General features: G+C 46.7%; 9 protein-coding genes. All 9 read left to right on the top strand.

What is annotated here, in order from left to right:
• The first annotated feature begins 143 nt into the window (after positions 1 to 143).
• Entirely contained in the window at positions 144 to 461 is a 318-nt protein-coding gene (locus tag JUB15_RS21010; RefSeq protein WP_207514617.1) for a peptidase associated/transthyretin-like domain-containing protein, read from the top strand.
• Between the two features lie 402 nt (positions 462 to 863).
• Positions 864 to 1,463 (top strand): RNA polymerase sigma factor, encoded by a 600-nt coding sequence (locus JUB15_RS21005; RefSeq protein ID WP_207514616.1) that lies wholly within the window; start codon positions 864 to 866, stop codon positions 1,461 to 1,463.
• Between the two features lie 92 nt (positions 1,464 to 1,555).
• Positions 1,556 to 2,779 carry a FecR family protein gene (locus tag JUB15_RS21000; protein ID WP_207514615.1) on the top strand — a complete coding sequence of 408 codons (1,224 nt, stop codon included), beginning with the start codon at positions 1,556 to 1,558 and terminating at the stop codon, positions 2,777 to 2,779.
• A 155-nt stretch (positions 2,780 to 2,934) separates the two neighbouring features.
• Positions 2,935 to 6,336, top strand: a complete 3,402-nt coding sequence (locus JUB15_RS20995) for a TonB-dependent receptor (RefSeq protein WP_207514614.1) — start codon at positions 2,935 to 2,937, stop codon at positions 6,334 to 6,336.
• Between the two features lie 22 nt (positions 6,337 to 6,358).
• Entirely contained in the window at positions 6,359 to 7,942 is a 1,584-nt protein-coding gene (locus JUB15_RS20990; RefSeq protein ID WP_207514613.1) for a RagB/SusD family nutrient uptake outer membrane protein, read from the top strand.
• Between the two features lie 117 nt (positions 7,943 to 8,059).
• Complete coding sequence (locus tag JUB15_RS20985) at positions 8,060 to 9,055, top strand: DUF6528 family protein (protein ID WP_207514612.1); 996 nt, start codon at positions 8,060 to 8,062, stop codon at positions 9,053 to 9,055.
• Between the two features lie 181 nt (positions 9,056 to 9,236).
• Entirely contained in the window at positions 9,237 to 9,845 is a 609-nt protein-coding gene (locus JUB15_RS20980; protein WP_207514611.1) for an NAD(P)H-dependent oxidoreductase, read from the top strand.
• A 1-nt stretch (position 9,846) separates the two neighbouring features.
• Positions 9,847 to 11,748, top strand: a complete 1,902-nt coding sequence (locus tag JUB15_RS20975; protein WP_207514610.1) for a monovalent cation:proton antiporter-2 (CPA2) family protein — start codon at positions 9,847 to 9,849, stop codon at positions 11,746 to 11,748.
• A 170-nt stretch (positions 11,749 to 11,918) separates the two neighbouring features.
• Positions 11,919 to 15,161: a SusC/RagA family TonB-linked outer membrane protein gene (locus JUB15_RS20970; RefSeq protein WP_207514609.1), complete on the top strand. Its 3,243-nt coding sequence runs from the start codon at positions 11,919 to 11,921 to the stop codon at positions 15,159 to 15,161.
• Positions 15,162 to 15,180: the final 19 nt, after the last annotated feature.

Here is a 15,180-nt window from a genome sequence, read left to right as displayed (position 1 = left end):
CATGTGAGTAAAGAGATTTTTTTTTATTAAAAATCCATTAAAACCACTTATTAAGAAATCATTAGAAATAACGGGCAGGCACCACGATGGCACAAGAGTTGAAAATGACCATCCAACTTTTAATAACCCAAAATCTGTATCAAATGAAAATGAAATTTACCCTCCTTCCTCTGTTAATGGTGCCCGTTATTGCATTTTTTTCCTTTACCCCCAATTTCGGCGCTGGTATAAAAGGAACCATTAACCCCGCCGACAATGCAGGGGATGTTTGGGCCATTGCCGGCAATGACTCGACCAAGGTAACACCACTCCAGGGTGTATTCGAGATCAATGATCTTAAAGCTGGTACTTACAAGATCGTTATAGAAGGCAAAGCGCCTTATAAGGATTTTGTAAAAGAAGGTGTAGTAGTTAAAGACGGTGAGGTGTTGGATCTGGGAAAAATTACTTTGAGCCAATAAAATAGTTGCTTTCGGCATGAATGATCAGGGCGGACTATTCATCGGACAGCGCCAAAACGGCTGATAACTGGACCGGTGTTAATTTGGAAAAGCAAATAGAAAAAGGGCACTGGCGATAACAAGATCAAGGTGGGAGCAACACCGGAGTATATTTATCAAAGTGTTGAAGAATGGCAATGAAAGAGTGTTGAAAGTAATTAAACAGTAGTATGAAAATTCCTGTAAGGTGAATGATTTGTTCACCTTACAGGACTGTTTACTCATCAGTGAAACCCCAGGACAATGCTGGGCAGGCCAATTGCAATCGATTGCGTTTCATCCACGTGCATAATTAAGATTTTAATCTTATCTTTTCTTTAAGTTTACAATGATTTCGCCTTCGGGGTGAAACAGTTACTACTTTTGAGGCTTGCTATAATGGACCACTACTGCACATATTCTGATGAGGCACTGATTGAACTCCTTCAAAGAAACGATCATAAAGCGTTTGCAGAACTTTATGAACGTTACTGGGATAAGCTGCTCTTTCTCGCCGGAAAAAAATTAGATGATCTGTACGAGGCAGAACACATCGTTCAGGACCTGTTTCTCGATCTGTGGAATCGCAGGGCCGAACTTGATATACAACAGTCTGTCGGCGGCTACCTGGTGGTAGCTGTTAAATATCGTATTATCAACGCGCAGGCAAAGCGATATAAACAGTCGGTAAGGTATAAAGAAAACACTTCGGTGTTGACCCCGCATGACAACAGCACTGAAAACTGGCTTACGCTGCGCGAATTACAGGGCAATCTTCATCACCAGCTCGCCCGGTTGCCTGAAAAATGTGCACTCGCCTTTTCGCTTCGCGACGATGGGCTTTCTTATAAACAGATCGCTGCAGAAATGAATATTTCTGAAAAGACCGTTGAAATGCATATCAGCCGCGCTTTTAAAGCCTTGCGTACCAGCCTGGGAAGCTTTATTAATTTCCTCATTCTCATCTGTTCCTCCCTGTTGTAGATTTCTGGATACAAAAATTCAAAAAAATATTTTTTCACTCGTACAGGGTATTCGTTTGTTGAATTGACCTTGCTATAAAGCTGTTTCTCCAAATGGACGATCAGGAACAACATAACCGGTACGATGAGCTTGCCCAAAAGCTGCTCGAGGGTACAATTTCAGCTGCTGAAAAGCACGAGTACCTCGACTGGCTCAACCGGGAGGAAGAGGCGTTGCCTATTCCGGACGATTTTGCCAAAGACCGCGAACAACTGAAGAACAGGATCTATAATGTGCTGCAATCCTCCATAAAGAAGGATGTTGCGGCTGCTGATAATAGCCGCATCGCCTCACGGCGGATCCTGTTTCGCTATGCGGCAGCGGCTGTTTTACTGATTGCTACCGGCTTGATTATTTATAATTTCATGAACAGGCAAAGTAGTAAGCCGTCTCAAACCCTGGCGGCGACTACTACAAAGCAGTCGCCAACAGACGTTTTGCCTGGCCATGATGGCGCCATTCTTACGCTTGCCAACGGTAATCAAGTCCTGCTCGACAGTTTGGGGAACGGTGTAATAGCAACAGAAGGAAAAACCAATATAAAAATTCAGAACGGTCAGTTGGTATATGATGTAATGCAGGCCGGCAGGGAAATGCTGTATAACACCATGTCAACGCCAAAAGGCAGACAATATCAACTGCTGTTGCCCGACGGCTCTAAAGTATGGCTGAATGCTGCTTCTTCCATTACCTATCCCGTAGCATTCATCGAAAAGGAAAGAGCCGTAAAAGTAACCGGTGAAGTATATATCGAGGTTGCCAAAGACAGGGAAAAGCCTTTCATCGTAAACGTTGATGACAGAGCAACTGTGCAGGCGTTGGGGACGAGCTTCAATATTAATGCATACGGCGACGAGCCGGGCATTAGAACAACCTTACTGGAAGGAAAGGTTAAAGTGGCGAAACGAGAAAAGGAAAGCGGCAAAGAACATTCGATATTACTTGATCCCGGACAACAAGTCATAGATCTTGCTCATTCACCATTGACCATTCGCCATTCACCCGATATCGAAGAGGTGATGGCCTGGAAGAACGGCCGGTTCGAATTTGTTGGCAACAACATTCAATCGGTAATGGGGCAGCTATCGCGCTGGTACAACGTAGACATTGTTTATGAAGGCACCCTCCCCGAAGCCAATTTTGTGGGCGCCATTGCCCGCACGGAAAAGCTATCGCAGGTATTGAAAATGCTCGAACTGACCAATGTCATACGGTTTAAAATCCAGGAGAGAACTGCCACCGGCGAAGCAGCCCGCCTCATCGTCACACGCAAATGATCAAATACCATCGCCATCGCCTTAGACTATGAAATAAAAAACATTGATTAACCCGATAAAAAAGCCGGGCTCTGTTGGAGCAGGTCCCGGCGGAAATCGGTTAATCATTTCATCCTTGCAAGACTACTATTTCTTAACCCAAACATTGCAAATGTATGCAATTGAGATTGCTGTGCCCTGCCCTGGCAGGTGCTATTTTTCGAGATCCGCGAAAGGAACGATTCCTGAACCTCAAAACGCTGTTAATAATGAAGTTGACGGTTGTTTTTTTACTGGCTGCCTGTCTGCAGGTAAGCGCCCATTCCTACGGGCAGCGGGTAACGCTGTCGGCTAAAAATGCGAGGATGGAAGATGTGTTTAAAAAGATCAGGAAACAAACCGGTTTTGTTTTTCTGTATACGACCCAGATGTTGGCCAATACCAATGAGGTAAATATAGATGTTAGAAACGCGCCTGTAGAACAGGTGCTGAAGCTTTGTTTCTACAGGCAACCTGTTACCTATACCTTGATGGATAAAACCATTATTGTAAAATTACAGGACCAGATGCCGGTTAATAAACCGGTAGCCGGGAACGTGCGGACAGAAATAAGAGGCCGGGTGACCAATGAATCGGGGCAGCCGCTGGCTGGTGCCAGCATCACCATCAAAGGCGAAAGCGGTGGTATTACTACCGACAATAATGGCGTTTTCAGGATCGAGACAAACAAAACCAATATAACCCTGGTGATTTCTTCTGTAGGTTATACTACCCGGGAAATAAAAGTACAGGGCACAGAAACCAATCTCCAGATCCAGCTGTCGCTGGCCACTAATAACATGGAAGAGTTTGTAGTGGTAGGTTATGGAACCAAAAAGAAAGTACATGTTACCGGCTCTTTATCGGTGCTGGATATGAAGGCGAAGGAAAATACACCCACTACCAATGCCAGCCAGGCATTGCATGGTGTGTCGGGCGTATGGATTAACCAGGCAGGTGGTAAACCTGGCCAGGACGTGGGCACCATCCGCATTCGTGGGGTGGGTACACTCAACAACAATGATCCGCTGGTGCTGGTTGACGGCATCGAGTACAACATCAATGAGATCAATCCTAATTTCATTGAAAGCATGACCGTGTTAAAGGATGCGGCAGCTGCTATTTATGGTTCACGTGCTGCCAATGGCGTAATATTGATCACCACCAAGACCGGTAAGAAAGGTAAAATGGACATCAATTACAATTACAGCTATGGCATTCAGAAGCCGACTTTTTTACCAGATGTATTGTGGGATCCCATTCAATATATGGAGCTGAAAAACCAGGCCCTCATCAATGAAGGCAAATCGCCGGCAGCAGTTGATTATTCGCCTGCCCAGATCGAGGAATATAGAAATGGAATGGCCACTGATCCATATACCTATCCTCACATGAACTGGTTCGATTACGTAATGAAAAATGGAGCGCTTCATCAGCACAACCTGCGTTTCAGCGGTGGTTCAGATAAAATAACCTACAACCTGGCGCTGGGTTATATGGATCACGATGGTATCCTGGTGGATGCCAATCATGCCAACCGGTATACGCTTAACCTGAATGTGAGCGCCCAGGCAACGGATCGACTGAAAGTGGGCGCCAATATCATCGGCAATTTAAGAACCTTTACGCAACCTGCCTTTGGCGGGTCAGGTGCAACGGGTTATTATTTTACCAGGTTAACAAGGGTGCTGCCTATTATGACCCCTTATTTACCCGACGGCCGTTATGGAAATATGGTATTTGCCACGCCCGGCCGGAATACCATTGAGAACCCCATTATGCTGTTGAAAGAAGGCAGCAACTACAATGCACCGCAACGGATCCTGGCAAAGGTTTTTGCCGAATATAAACTGCCTTTCAATCTTACCTATAATTTCAATTTCGGTGTAGACAAACTGGACGGTTACTCGCGGTCATTTGTGCCGCTCCTGATCAGCTACAATCCTAAAACCGGTGCGCCCAATAATTATAATATAAATCCGGCCAGTAACAATTATGATGAGAACAACATGACCCTCTCGGTATACCATACATTGAACTGGGATAGATCTTTCGGTGATCACCAGATAAACGCTATGGCAGGTCAAAGCTATAACCGCTTTGATAGTACCAATTTCAACGGTCATGCGGAAGGGTATTTTGACAATGCTCTAACCGACCTTAACGCCGGCAGCACCAATATTACCACCGGTGGCCAGGTGGTCAGAGATGCCTTGATCTCCTATTTTGGCCGGTTGAGTTACAACTATAAAGAAAAATATTTACTTGAGGGTATCGTTCGTTATGATGGCGCAGGACGTTTTGCCGAAGGCCGCCGCTGGGGAGCATTTCCTTCACTGTCTGCCGGCTGGCGCATCGATAAAGAGAATTTCTTCGAGGTACCTGCTGTGAATTTGCTGAAACTGCGGGCTTCCTGGGGAAAACTCGGGAACCAGGCTGCGCCCCTATGGAGCCCCTACGCCGTGGTAAACGTGGGTAACGCGTATGCGTATAATTTTAACAACGCTATTTCTCCCGGTGCCGCCGTTACAGCCTACGCTGATCCCCGTATCAGCTGGGAAACCACTACCACCTATAATGGCGGTGTAGATGCAGAATTGTTGAATGGCCACCTGTCAGTATCTGTGGATGTATTTAAACGCCGCACCTCCGATATTTTGCGGCAGGTAGTGATACCTGCTCAGGTAGGAGGACTTACCGGACCTGTTCAAAACATTGGCACAGTCGACAATACCGGTTATGAAATAATGGTAGGCCATCGCAATAAGATCGGCGAGATCTCCTACGAAGTGAACGGATCGGTTAGCTATGTAAAAAATAAAGTGGTTGACCTCCGTGGACAGACCCTGATCAGCGCACGGCGTATTATCAAGGAGGGCCACCCCATTGAAGCATATTACCTGTATCAGGCCGCTGGTATTTTCCAGAGCCAGGATGAAATAAATAACAGCGCTAAAATAAGCGGTAACGAAAAACCAGGTTATCTCAAATACACTGACATAAACAAGGATAACACAATAGATGGTAAGGACCGCATTATAACCGGCAGTTCCATACCCAAATACAATTACAGTTTCAATATCAATGTAGGGTATAAGAACTTTATGCTTACTTCTTTCTGGCAGGGCGTGCAGGGCATTAACCTGTATCCCACCGTAAACCTCGCCACCCCTTTCAATAATGGCGCAGGGGTGACCAAAGAGTGGGCTACCGATTCATGGAGACCAGATAACACTAATGCACGGTTGCCGATCGTAACTACGACAACAGGTGCTCCTGAGATCTATCAGCCGTCTACTTTCTGGCTTAAAGACGGGTCTTACATGCGTTTGAAGAATGTGCAACTCAGGTACAACCTGCCCGATAAGATCGCTAACAAGCTGGGCATGCGCAGGCTTATGCTGTTTGTAAACGGCGAAAACCTGGTTACGTTCACGAAGTTTAAAGATTTTGATCCCGAGAAGAGCATTACGGGCGATTCTTTCTACGAATATCCTTCACTCAAAACATACAGTTTTGGTGTTAATGTAAACTTTTAATCATCCCTGAAATAAGATTCAGATGAAAAAATTATTATTTGTCATTATAACAGGTGCTGTGTTGAACGGTTGTACGAAGAAAGAATTCGATAGTAAACCCAACGACAGGTACACACAAGATACTTACTGGACATCGGAGAAAAACGCCATGGCAGCCTTAAGCGGTTGTTACCAGGCTTTGACTTTCAACGGCATTTTTGGCTACGCCACACCGCTTTGGGAAGAAACAGCTACACCCAACGCGTATAACTATGATAATTCCGCGGGCTTTGATGCTATTGCATTAGGAACGCATAATGCGGCCAATGCCACCACTGGTAATTTTATTGGCGGGATCATCGAGCAGCGCTGGCTTGATAGTTACCGCGGCATAGGCCGGGCCAACACCTTATTAGCACGCATCGATCAAATCGCAATGGCTGATGCCCTGAAGAACCGGATGAAAGCAGAAGCGAAATTCCTGCGCGCCCTGTTCTATTCGCTGCTGGCAACGTATTACGGCGATGCTCCCCTGATTTTGGATGAGCCCAACCTCGAAACGCAGGGAACGCTGCCCCGTACGCCCCGGGCCGAAGTGGTGCAGCAGGTACTCAAAGACCTCGATGAAGCAGCTGCAGTTCTTCCCGTGAAATTTACCGGCGGTGATATCGGCCGCGCTACCAAAGGTGCTGCCCTGGCTTTGAAAGCCCGTGTCTTGTTGTTCGAAGCCAGTCCGCTCGTGAATACCAGTAATGATGTTACCAAATGGGCTGCCGCTGCTGCTGCTGCCAAAGCGGTGATAGACCTTCCAGGCACAGGTTACAACCTGTTTCCCAATTATCGTGCATTGTTTTTACCGGCCAATGAAAACAGCGTAGAAACTGTTTTTGATGTACAATATTCAATAACTACCCCCGGCCTGGGCAGTGCTTTCGACCTCATCAACCGGCAATACAATACAAATGCGCCGCTGCGCAGCATTATCGATGCCTATGATATGAGAGATGGGCTGCCACCGGCACAATCACCATTATACAATCCGGCTACGCCTTATGTAGACCGCGATCCCCGCATGTACCAGACGATTGTATATCCGGGTGATACCTATATTGGGAAAGTGACCACCACAACGGAACCGTTTAAACAAACCGGTTATGGCGTAAAGAAATACAGCATTTACGACAAGGAGGCCAATAGCAACCTTATCAACCAGGCCGGCCGTTCAGAGATCAATTATATGGTGATCCGTTATGCAGATGTGCTGTTGATGTATGCGGAAGCGCAGAATGAAGCCGTTGGTCCCGATGCATCAGTGTACAATGCTGTAAACAGGATCCGGGAACGCGCCGGATTGTCGCCCCACGAAATACCAGCCGGAAAGACAAAAGAGGAAATGCGCGAGATCATTCGGCATGAGCGCAGAATAGAATTTGCTTTTGAAGGATTCTATTATACCGATATCCGCCGGTGGAAGATTGCAGAGAACGTAATGCCGGGCGCCGTGTACAATTCGCAAAACCTGCCCATGGTAACCCGCAACTTTAACAAGGATCGTGATTACTGGTGGCCGGTGTCACAGGTTCAGCGTGACCTGAATCCCAACCTCGAGCAAACAAAGAACTATTAATATCATTACGAATTGGCGGATCATGGATCTACAAATTTGTGTTTCGAATTGTTGCATTCATCGATCCGCCGATCCGTACTCTAAAAGCGTACGATCTTGAAACAGCATATTCATACCATGAAGAAAATTATCAGCCTGACCTTCTTCTTCGCTGTGATCTCTGTGGCCTGCGCCAAAAAAGGAAGCGGTGAACCAGTAACACCTCCCGTAACACCGCCTGTTACCGAACCCGATCCACCGGCTTCTGTGGCAGATTGTAAAAAGTGCATCGTGCTGTCAGAGCAGGCACAACAGCGGGTAGCCATAGCAGATGTTCCCTCAAAGAAAATTTTCTGGCAGTGGACGCCGCAGTCATCCAACGTGCAGGCGGCGCATTATGCGTGGTTCAACAATATCAGCGAAGCCAAGATCGTATATAATGGCAAATACATTTTAACCAATGCATCAGGGGGCGGCGTGGCGCTCATTCGTATTGCCGATAAAAAAACAGTGTGGTATGCATTTGCAGGCGGTAATACGCATTCAGCAGAATTATTACCCGACGGCAATATTGTAAGCGCTTCCAGCACGGGAAATTACCTGATGTTATTCAAAGTAGATACGCTTCATTTTCCTGCTAATGTATATACCAAAAAGATCCCGATCGATTTCGGCCACAATGTCGTGTGGGACCATAAGAACCAGTTATTATGGACGGCGGCAGGAAAGGAGTTGAAATCTTTCCGCTATAATTTCAATTGCGCCCAACCCGACCTGGAACCGGTTGAAACGCTGCCGTTACCAGGTAAAGAAGCACATGACCTGTTCCCGGTTTACAACGAAGAGGCTTTGTGGCTTACCAATACAACCAATGTTTATAAATTCATGCTGGCCGATAAAAAGCTTATCCAGGCCGACGGTATCCAGGCTAACATTAAAAGTGTATCATCAGGCCCGGCCGACTTCCCGGTGATCATTATCCGGCCTAAAGAATCCTGGTGGACCGATGAGGTAATTGATGCCAAAGGCAACGGAGTTTTCTATGAAGCGGGATTGAAAATTTATAAAGCGCGCTGGGTGCTGCCGAATGCGTTCAGCTATCCGGCTAACAACGAAATAAGGCAGTGTAAGTAGATAAGGTCGCGCCTATTAAACTATTCACCTATAAGCCGCTATCACAGGCGGTTTTTTAATGCGCCACATTCCAGACAGCCCCGACAGTACCGGCGGGGCTGTCTGCCATTATACACCACCCGCACATTTTTTGGAAAAAAACGAATTTCACTTAAGTTGTGGAATAAATGCGGTAGACTGTATGAATAAGATCCTGATCAATTTTGCGCATCCGGTGCTGGAAAAATCCCGCGTGCATAAAACGCTGCTCAAATATATACCCCAGGTTGACGACATAACCGTCAACGATCTGTATGAAAATTACCCCGACTTTGATATAGACGTTAAAAGAGAACAACAATTATTGCTTGCGCACGATATTATCATCTGGCAACATCCGCTCTATTGGTACAGCGCCCCCGCACTGCTAAAACAATGGCAGGACCTGGTGCTGGAACATGGCTGGGCTTATGGGAAAACGGGTTTTGCATTAAGCGGAAAAAAGATCTTTAATGTAATTTCTTCCGGTGGTGGCATGGGCGCCTACCAGCGGGAAGGATATCAGCATTGTACCATTGCCGACGTGCTGAGACCGTATGAAAGAACTGCCGAACTGTGCAAAATGACCTATTGGCCGCCATTCTGGGTGGCCGGATCCCATAAAATGGACCTGCCTCAAATAATAGAATACGCAGCATTATACAAACAACTTTTGTTGAAAATGAGAGCGGGCGACATCAAAGAAGATAAAATGATGCAGGTTTCCCGTTTAAACGACCTTATAGAAATTTCCCAAAGCAATCTGGCATAATATGGATCAATCATTTTTTTCGACGGCATTGGTGTTTTTGGGCGCAGCGGTTTTATTTGTGCCCCTGGCAAAAAAGTCTGGCCTGGGCTCTGTGTTGGGTTACCTGATCGCAGGTGTTATTATCGGACCTTTTGTATTGGGCTTTGTAGGGCAGGAGGGACAGGACATTATGCATTTTGCTGAATTTGGTGTAGTAATGATGTTATTCTTGATCGGATTGGAACTGGAACCTGAGCTGTTGTGGAAACTTCGGAAATCTATTCTCGGTCTGGGCGGATTGCAGGTGATCCTCACCACCGTGGTGATTGCCGGCATTGCCATGCTTTTACATTTTGCATGGCAGCAGGCATTGGCGCTGGGTATGATCCTGTCATTGTCATCAACCGCCATTGTGCTGCAAACACTTTCAGAAAAAGGGTTGATGAAAACGTCTGCCGGACAAAGCGCCTTTTCGGTATTGTTGTTCCAGGATATAGCCGTGATCCCGATGCTGGGTCTTTTCCCTTTACTGGCCACCTTGCAGGTTGTACATGGCGACACCTCCGGTTCACATGGAGTAACAAACTGGGTAGAAGGGCAGCCTGCGTGGTTACATGCCGTGATCGTACTGGGCTCCATCGCTGCTATTATTGCCGTGGGCAGAATCGCCATCCGGCCGCTGTTGCGAATTGTGGCCAAAACCAAAATGCGGGAGATCTTTACGGCATCGGCGCTCCTGATCATCGTGGGTATTGCCGTGTTAATGACGCAGATCGGCTTAAGCCCTGCGCTTGGGGCGTTTTTGGCGGGTGTTGTGCTGGCCAATAGTGAATACAAACATGAGCTGGAAAGTGATATAGAACCGTTTAAAGGATTGTTGCTCGGGGTGTTTTTCATGGCGGTGGGCGCTTCCATAGATTTTAACCTCGTTAGCCAGCAGTTTCGTGAAATATTGCTGTGGGTAGCAATATTGATCGCCGTTAAAGTGCTTGTATTGTTGCTGCTGGGAAAGGTCTTTAAGATCAGTACCGAGCAGAATTTTATTTTTTCATTCAGTCTCACCCAGGTGGGCGAATTTGCATTTGTACTCTTCTCTTTTTCGCTGCAGCAGGGCATCCTGTCAGCCCAAACAACGAGTATAATGACGGCCGTGGTTGCGATCAGCATGGCGCTGACACCCCTGATCATCCTGCTGAACGAGAAACTGATCCTGCCGAGAGTGGGCACCGACGAGCTGGAAGAAAGACCTGCCGACGAAATTGATGAAAAGAATCCCGTCATCATTGCGGGGTTTGGTCATTTCGGAAGTGTGATCGGGCGTTTTCTGCGGGCAAATAAGATCCCGGCCACTTACCTCGACCTGGATTCAGACCGGGTAGATGCATTGCGGAATCTGGGATTTAAAGTTTTTTACGGTGATGCATCCAGGGACGATCTCTTACGTGCTGCAGGCGCAGCTGAAGCGAAGATCATTGTCATCGCCATCAATTCTCCCGAAAAGCGGCTGGAGATGATCGAAACAGTAAAAAAACATTTCCCGCACCTGCACATGTTGGTGCGCGCTGCTGACCGGTACGATGCCTATGATCTGATGAACGCCGGTATGTTACATATCTATCGAGAAACGCTCGACACCAGCCTGCGCGTGGGGGTAGATGTAATGACATTGATGGGATACAGGAAATATACCGCCAAACGCCTCGCCAAGAATTTTCATAAGTATGATGAGGCAAATCTGAAACGGTTGTCGGCTATACGTAACCCCGAGGATTATGTGGTAGAAGCAAAAAAACATATTGAGGAAATAGAGGCTACCATTCAGTCAGACAGGCAGAACCTGCTCAGCGATGCAGACATCTCCTGGGATCCCGATTCCTTGAGGGAAGAAGCGCGCACCATGACAAACGGTGATGCAACAGCCTGAAGAATTTGCTGTTTGTTTTCCAGAAAGTATAACTGCCCCGGCACTCCCGGGGCATTTTTTTATAGTGGGCTAATTATGATATTGTAAAATTATCAGGATGGTTCAGGATGCTTAATAAAATACACCTCAATACCTTGAGCCTGTAATTACGTAACTATAAACGCTGCTATATGATAAAGTGCTTACATGCGCGGGCTGCATTGTATTATCCCTTTGCCCATCTCTCCAAGTTTTTATTAGTCTTTTTTACCTTTATTTTTTCGGCTTCCTCCTTTGCACAGAGTAACATCACGGTTTCCGGTACTGTTGAAGATAAATCAGGACCACTGGAAGGTGTTAATGTGGCAGTGCAGGGAACAAACTCGGGCACACTGACCGACAAGAATGGAAAATTCTCTCTGGTTGTGCCTGATAGAAATGCCTCGCTGGAAATTTCTTTTATCGGTTATATAACCCGCACAATACCCGTGGGCGGTTCCACTACGTTCAACATTACCCTGGAAGCGCAGGATAAATCATTGAACGAAGTGGTGGTCATCGGTTATGGTTCGGCCAGAAAAAAAGACCTTACGGGTGCAACGGCATCTGTAAGCGGGGCCGAGATCGCAAAAATTCCGGTAACATCAGCCGCACAGGCCATCACCGGTAAAATCGCCGGCGTAAATGTCGTTACCCAAAGCGGTGCACCCGGTGCCGATATCAATATTACTGTACGCGGTGGAACTTCCATCACGCAGGGTAACAGTCCCTTGTATATTGTTGACGGTTTTCAGATGGATGATGGTCTCAGGAATATAGACATGAACGATATCGAGACCATCGATGTAATGAAAGACGCCTCTGCTACCGCCATCTATGGTGCCCGGGGTTCAAACGGCGTAATTCTCGTTACAACCAAATCCGGCAAAAGCGGAAAGACCCAGGTCACATATAATGGGTATGTAAGTTTCGAGAAACTCGCCAACAAACTCAACCTCCTGAATCCTGAACAGTATGTAGATTACCAGTACGAATTGCAGATGCTGGCCGGCCGGCCCGATAAATGGGCCAAGAATTTTGGCGGCAACATCAACGATCCCAATTTTTATACAGGAGCAGCAGATTATATTCATAATACTTATGGTTCAGTACCTGGTATCGACTGGCAGGACCTCGTTTTTGGCGGTTCTGCCTTATTGAAAAGCCACGGTGTAACCATTAGCGGTGGCAATGACAAAACAAAAATGTTGCTGAATGTAAACCACGTAGGTCAGGAAGGTATTTTGGCCAAACATGGTTTCAACAGGACCAACGTACGCGCAAAGCTCAATCATAAGGTTTCTGACCGCATCCGGGTAGACTTCAATACCAACTACAACAATATGAAGTTGCAGGGGGGTGGGTCAATGGCCGGACAACTGAAACTGAGCATTCTGCAACCGGTTACCGGCGGTGTTCGCTTCACGGATGACCAGTTGATCAATTCCGACATAAGTGAAGACATGCAGGCCGACGACTCTCAATACGATATTTATAATCCGCTCATCACAAATGATGCAGTAACCCAAACGAAATACACCCGGCAGTACACCACCAATGCCGGTATCGAGATCGACATCTTAAAAGATCTCACCTGGCGCACCGCGGGCAGCTATCAGTGGCAACAGGTGCGTGACGACTACTGGGACGATGGCCGTACAAAAACGTCACAAACCTATAACGGACCCTGGGGAAGCCGCGATAACAGTGAAAAGTTTTCCTGGCAAATAACCAATACCTTAAACTGGAAAAAATATTTGGGCGAACATAGCCTGAACGTGATGTTGGGACAGGAAACATATTACAGCGAATCTATGAACCTGGATAATACCTACTCCGATTTTCCGGATAATAACTTCGGCTTGAACAATGTTGGCATGGCAGGACGCCTCTTTTCCAAATCATCGGGAAGGAACAGGTTCGGTTTGGTGTCTGTGTTCGGCCGGGTGATGTATAGTTACGCCGACAAATACCTCATCTCTGCCACCATGCGCGGCGACGGTGTTTCCAGGTTTGCACCCGGTCACCAGTGGGGCGCATTACCTTCGGTATCTGCAGCCTGGCGCATCTCGCAGGAAGACTTCATGAAAGGCAATACATTCTTCGATCAGTTGAAATTGCGCGTGGGTTATGGTACTACCGGTAACTGTAATATCGATGACTATATGTTTGTGACAGCCTATGGCGGTGGATTTTATGCCATCAACAGGCAAGAAGTGAATACCTTGTACCCCGGCAGTATCCTGGCTAATGATCAACTGGTATGGGAAAAAACAAATTCTTTCAACGTTGGTCTCGACATGGCCATGTTCAACAACAGGGTAAATGTGACCGCCGATTTTTATAACCAGCAATCGAATAACCTGTTACTCGAAGCCACCATTGCTGCCTCATCCGGTTACTCTACCCAGTTCCAGAACGTAGGTTCTATCCGCAACCGTGGTTTCGAGTTTGTCGTAAACAGCCAGAACATCCGTAGTAAAGACCTTACATGGACAACCAGCCTCAATATTTCATTCAACAGGTCGAGAGTGATCCAGCTCAGTGGCGCCGACCGGTTACCACCTTCTGACATGTTCGTGGTTGAAGTAGGTAAACCGCTGGGGCAATTCTATGGTTACCAGTATGATGGTATATATACCACGGATGATTTTAATCAGAATGCAAACGGCACCTATACGTTAAAAGATGGCGTTGCACGTCCGAAAGGAAGTAATGCCGCGAATATAAAACCCGGCGATGTAAAATATAAAACACCTAAGGGCGAAGTTGATGGTAAAGGCAATCCCGTATGGAGCACTGAAGACCGTGTTATCATGGGCAGCGGTGAACCCGATTTTATCGGCGGCATCACAAACACCTTAACGTACAAAGGATTTGACCTGAACATTTTCATGAACTTCGTTTCCGGAAACAAAGTGTTCAATGCGAATAGCCGTCGCTTTTTAGGTCCCTACCTGCCTAACCAAACTTCACTGGCCCCAATGGCAAACCGTTTCCGGTTGATCGATCCTGCCACCGGAAAAGAAACAACTGACCTGCAACGCCTGGCCGAACTGAATCCCAATCAGTATGCATCAGATGCCATGTGGAGCCTGCACTCAGATAACAACAAGGCCATTACGGATCCTATTGATTATTACCTGGAAGATGGTTCCTTCCTTCGGTTGAACACCATCACCCTCGGCTACTCGTTGCCTAAGAATCTGTTGAAAAAGGCCGGCATTAGCCAAACAAGGTTGTATGCAACGCTCAACAATATTCACACATTTACCAGCTACAGCGGGTACGATCCTGAAGTAGCCAATTCAAACAATCCAACAAGAAAAGGCCTGGATGATTCTGCTTACCCCCGCACGAAAAGTTTTGTTATTGGGTTGAATGTAACCTTCTAATCGTAACCTAAAAATGATT

It is taken from the genome of Longitalea luteola (genome assembly GCF_017356035.1).
Classification (GTDB): domain Bacteria; phylum Bacteroidota; class Bacteroidia; order Chitinophagales; family Chitinophagaceae; genus Niastella; species Niastella luteola.
This window is presented reverse-complemented; position numbering and strand designations above follow the sequence as displayed.

What these genes read in the sequence shown, in the direction of transcription:
- JUB15_RS21000 (WP_207514615.1), top strand. Translation starts at nt 1,556, where the DNA reads ATGGACGATCAGGAACAACATAACCGGTACGATGAGCTTGCCCAAAAG.
- JUB15_RS20985 (WP_207514612.1), top strand. Translation starts at nt 8,060, where the DNA reads ATGAAGAAAATTATCAGCCTGACCTTCTTCTTCGCTGTGATCTCTGTG.
- JUB15_RS20975 (WP_207514610.1), top strand. Translation starts at nt 9,847, where the DNA reads ATGGATCAATCATTTTTTTCGACGGCATTGGTGTTTTTGGGCGCAGCG.
- JUB15_RS20990 (WP_207514613.1), top strand. Translation starts at nt 6,359, where the DNA reads ATGAAAAAATTATTATTTGTCATTATAACAGGTGCTGTGTTGAACGGT.
- JUB15_RS20980 (WP_207514611.1), top strand. Translation starts at nt 9,237, where the DNA reads ATGAATAAGATCCTGATCAATTTTGCGCATCCGGTGCTGGAAAAATCC.
- JUB15_RS20970 (WP_207514609.1), top strand. Translation starts at nt 11,919, where the DNA reads ATGATAAAGTGCTTACATGCGCGGGCTGCATTGTATTATCCCTTTGCC.
- JUB15_RS21010 (WP_207514617.1), top strand. Translation starts at nt 144, where the DNA reads ATGAAAATGAAATTTACCCTCCTTCCTCTGTTAATGGTGCCCGTTATT.
- JUB15_RS20995 (WP_207514614.1), top strand. Translation starts at nt 2,935, where the DNA reads ATGCAATTGAGATTGCTGTGCCCTGCCCTGGCAGGTGCTATTTTTCGA.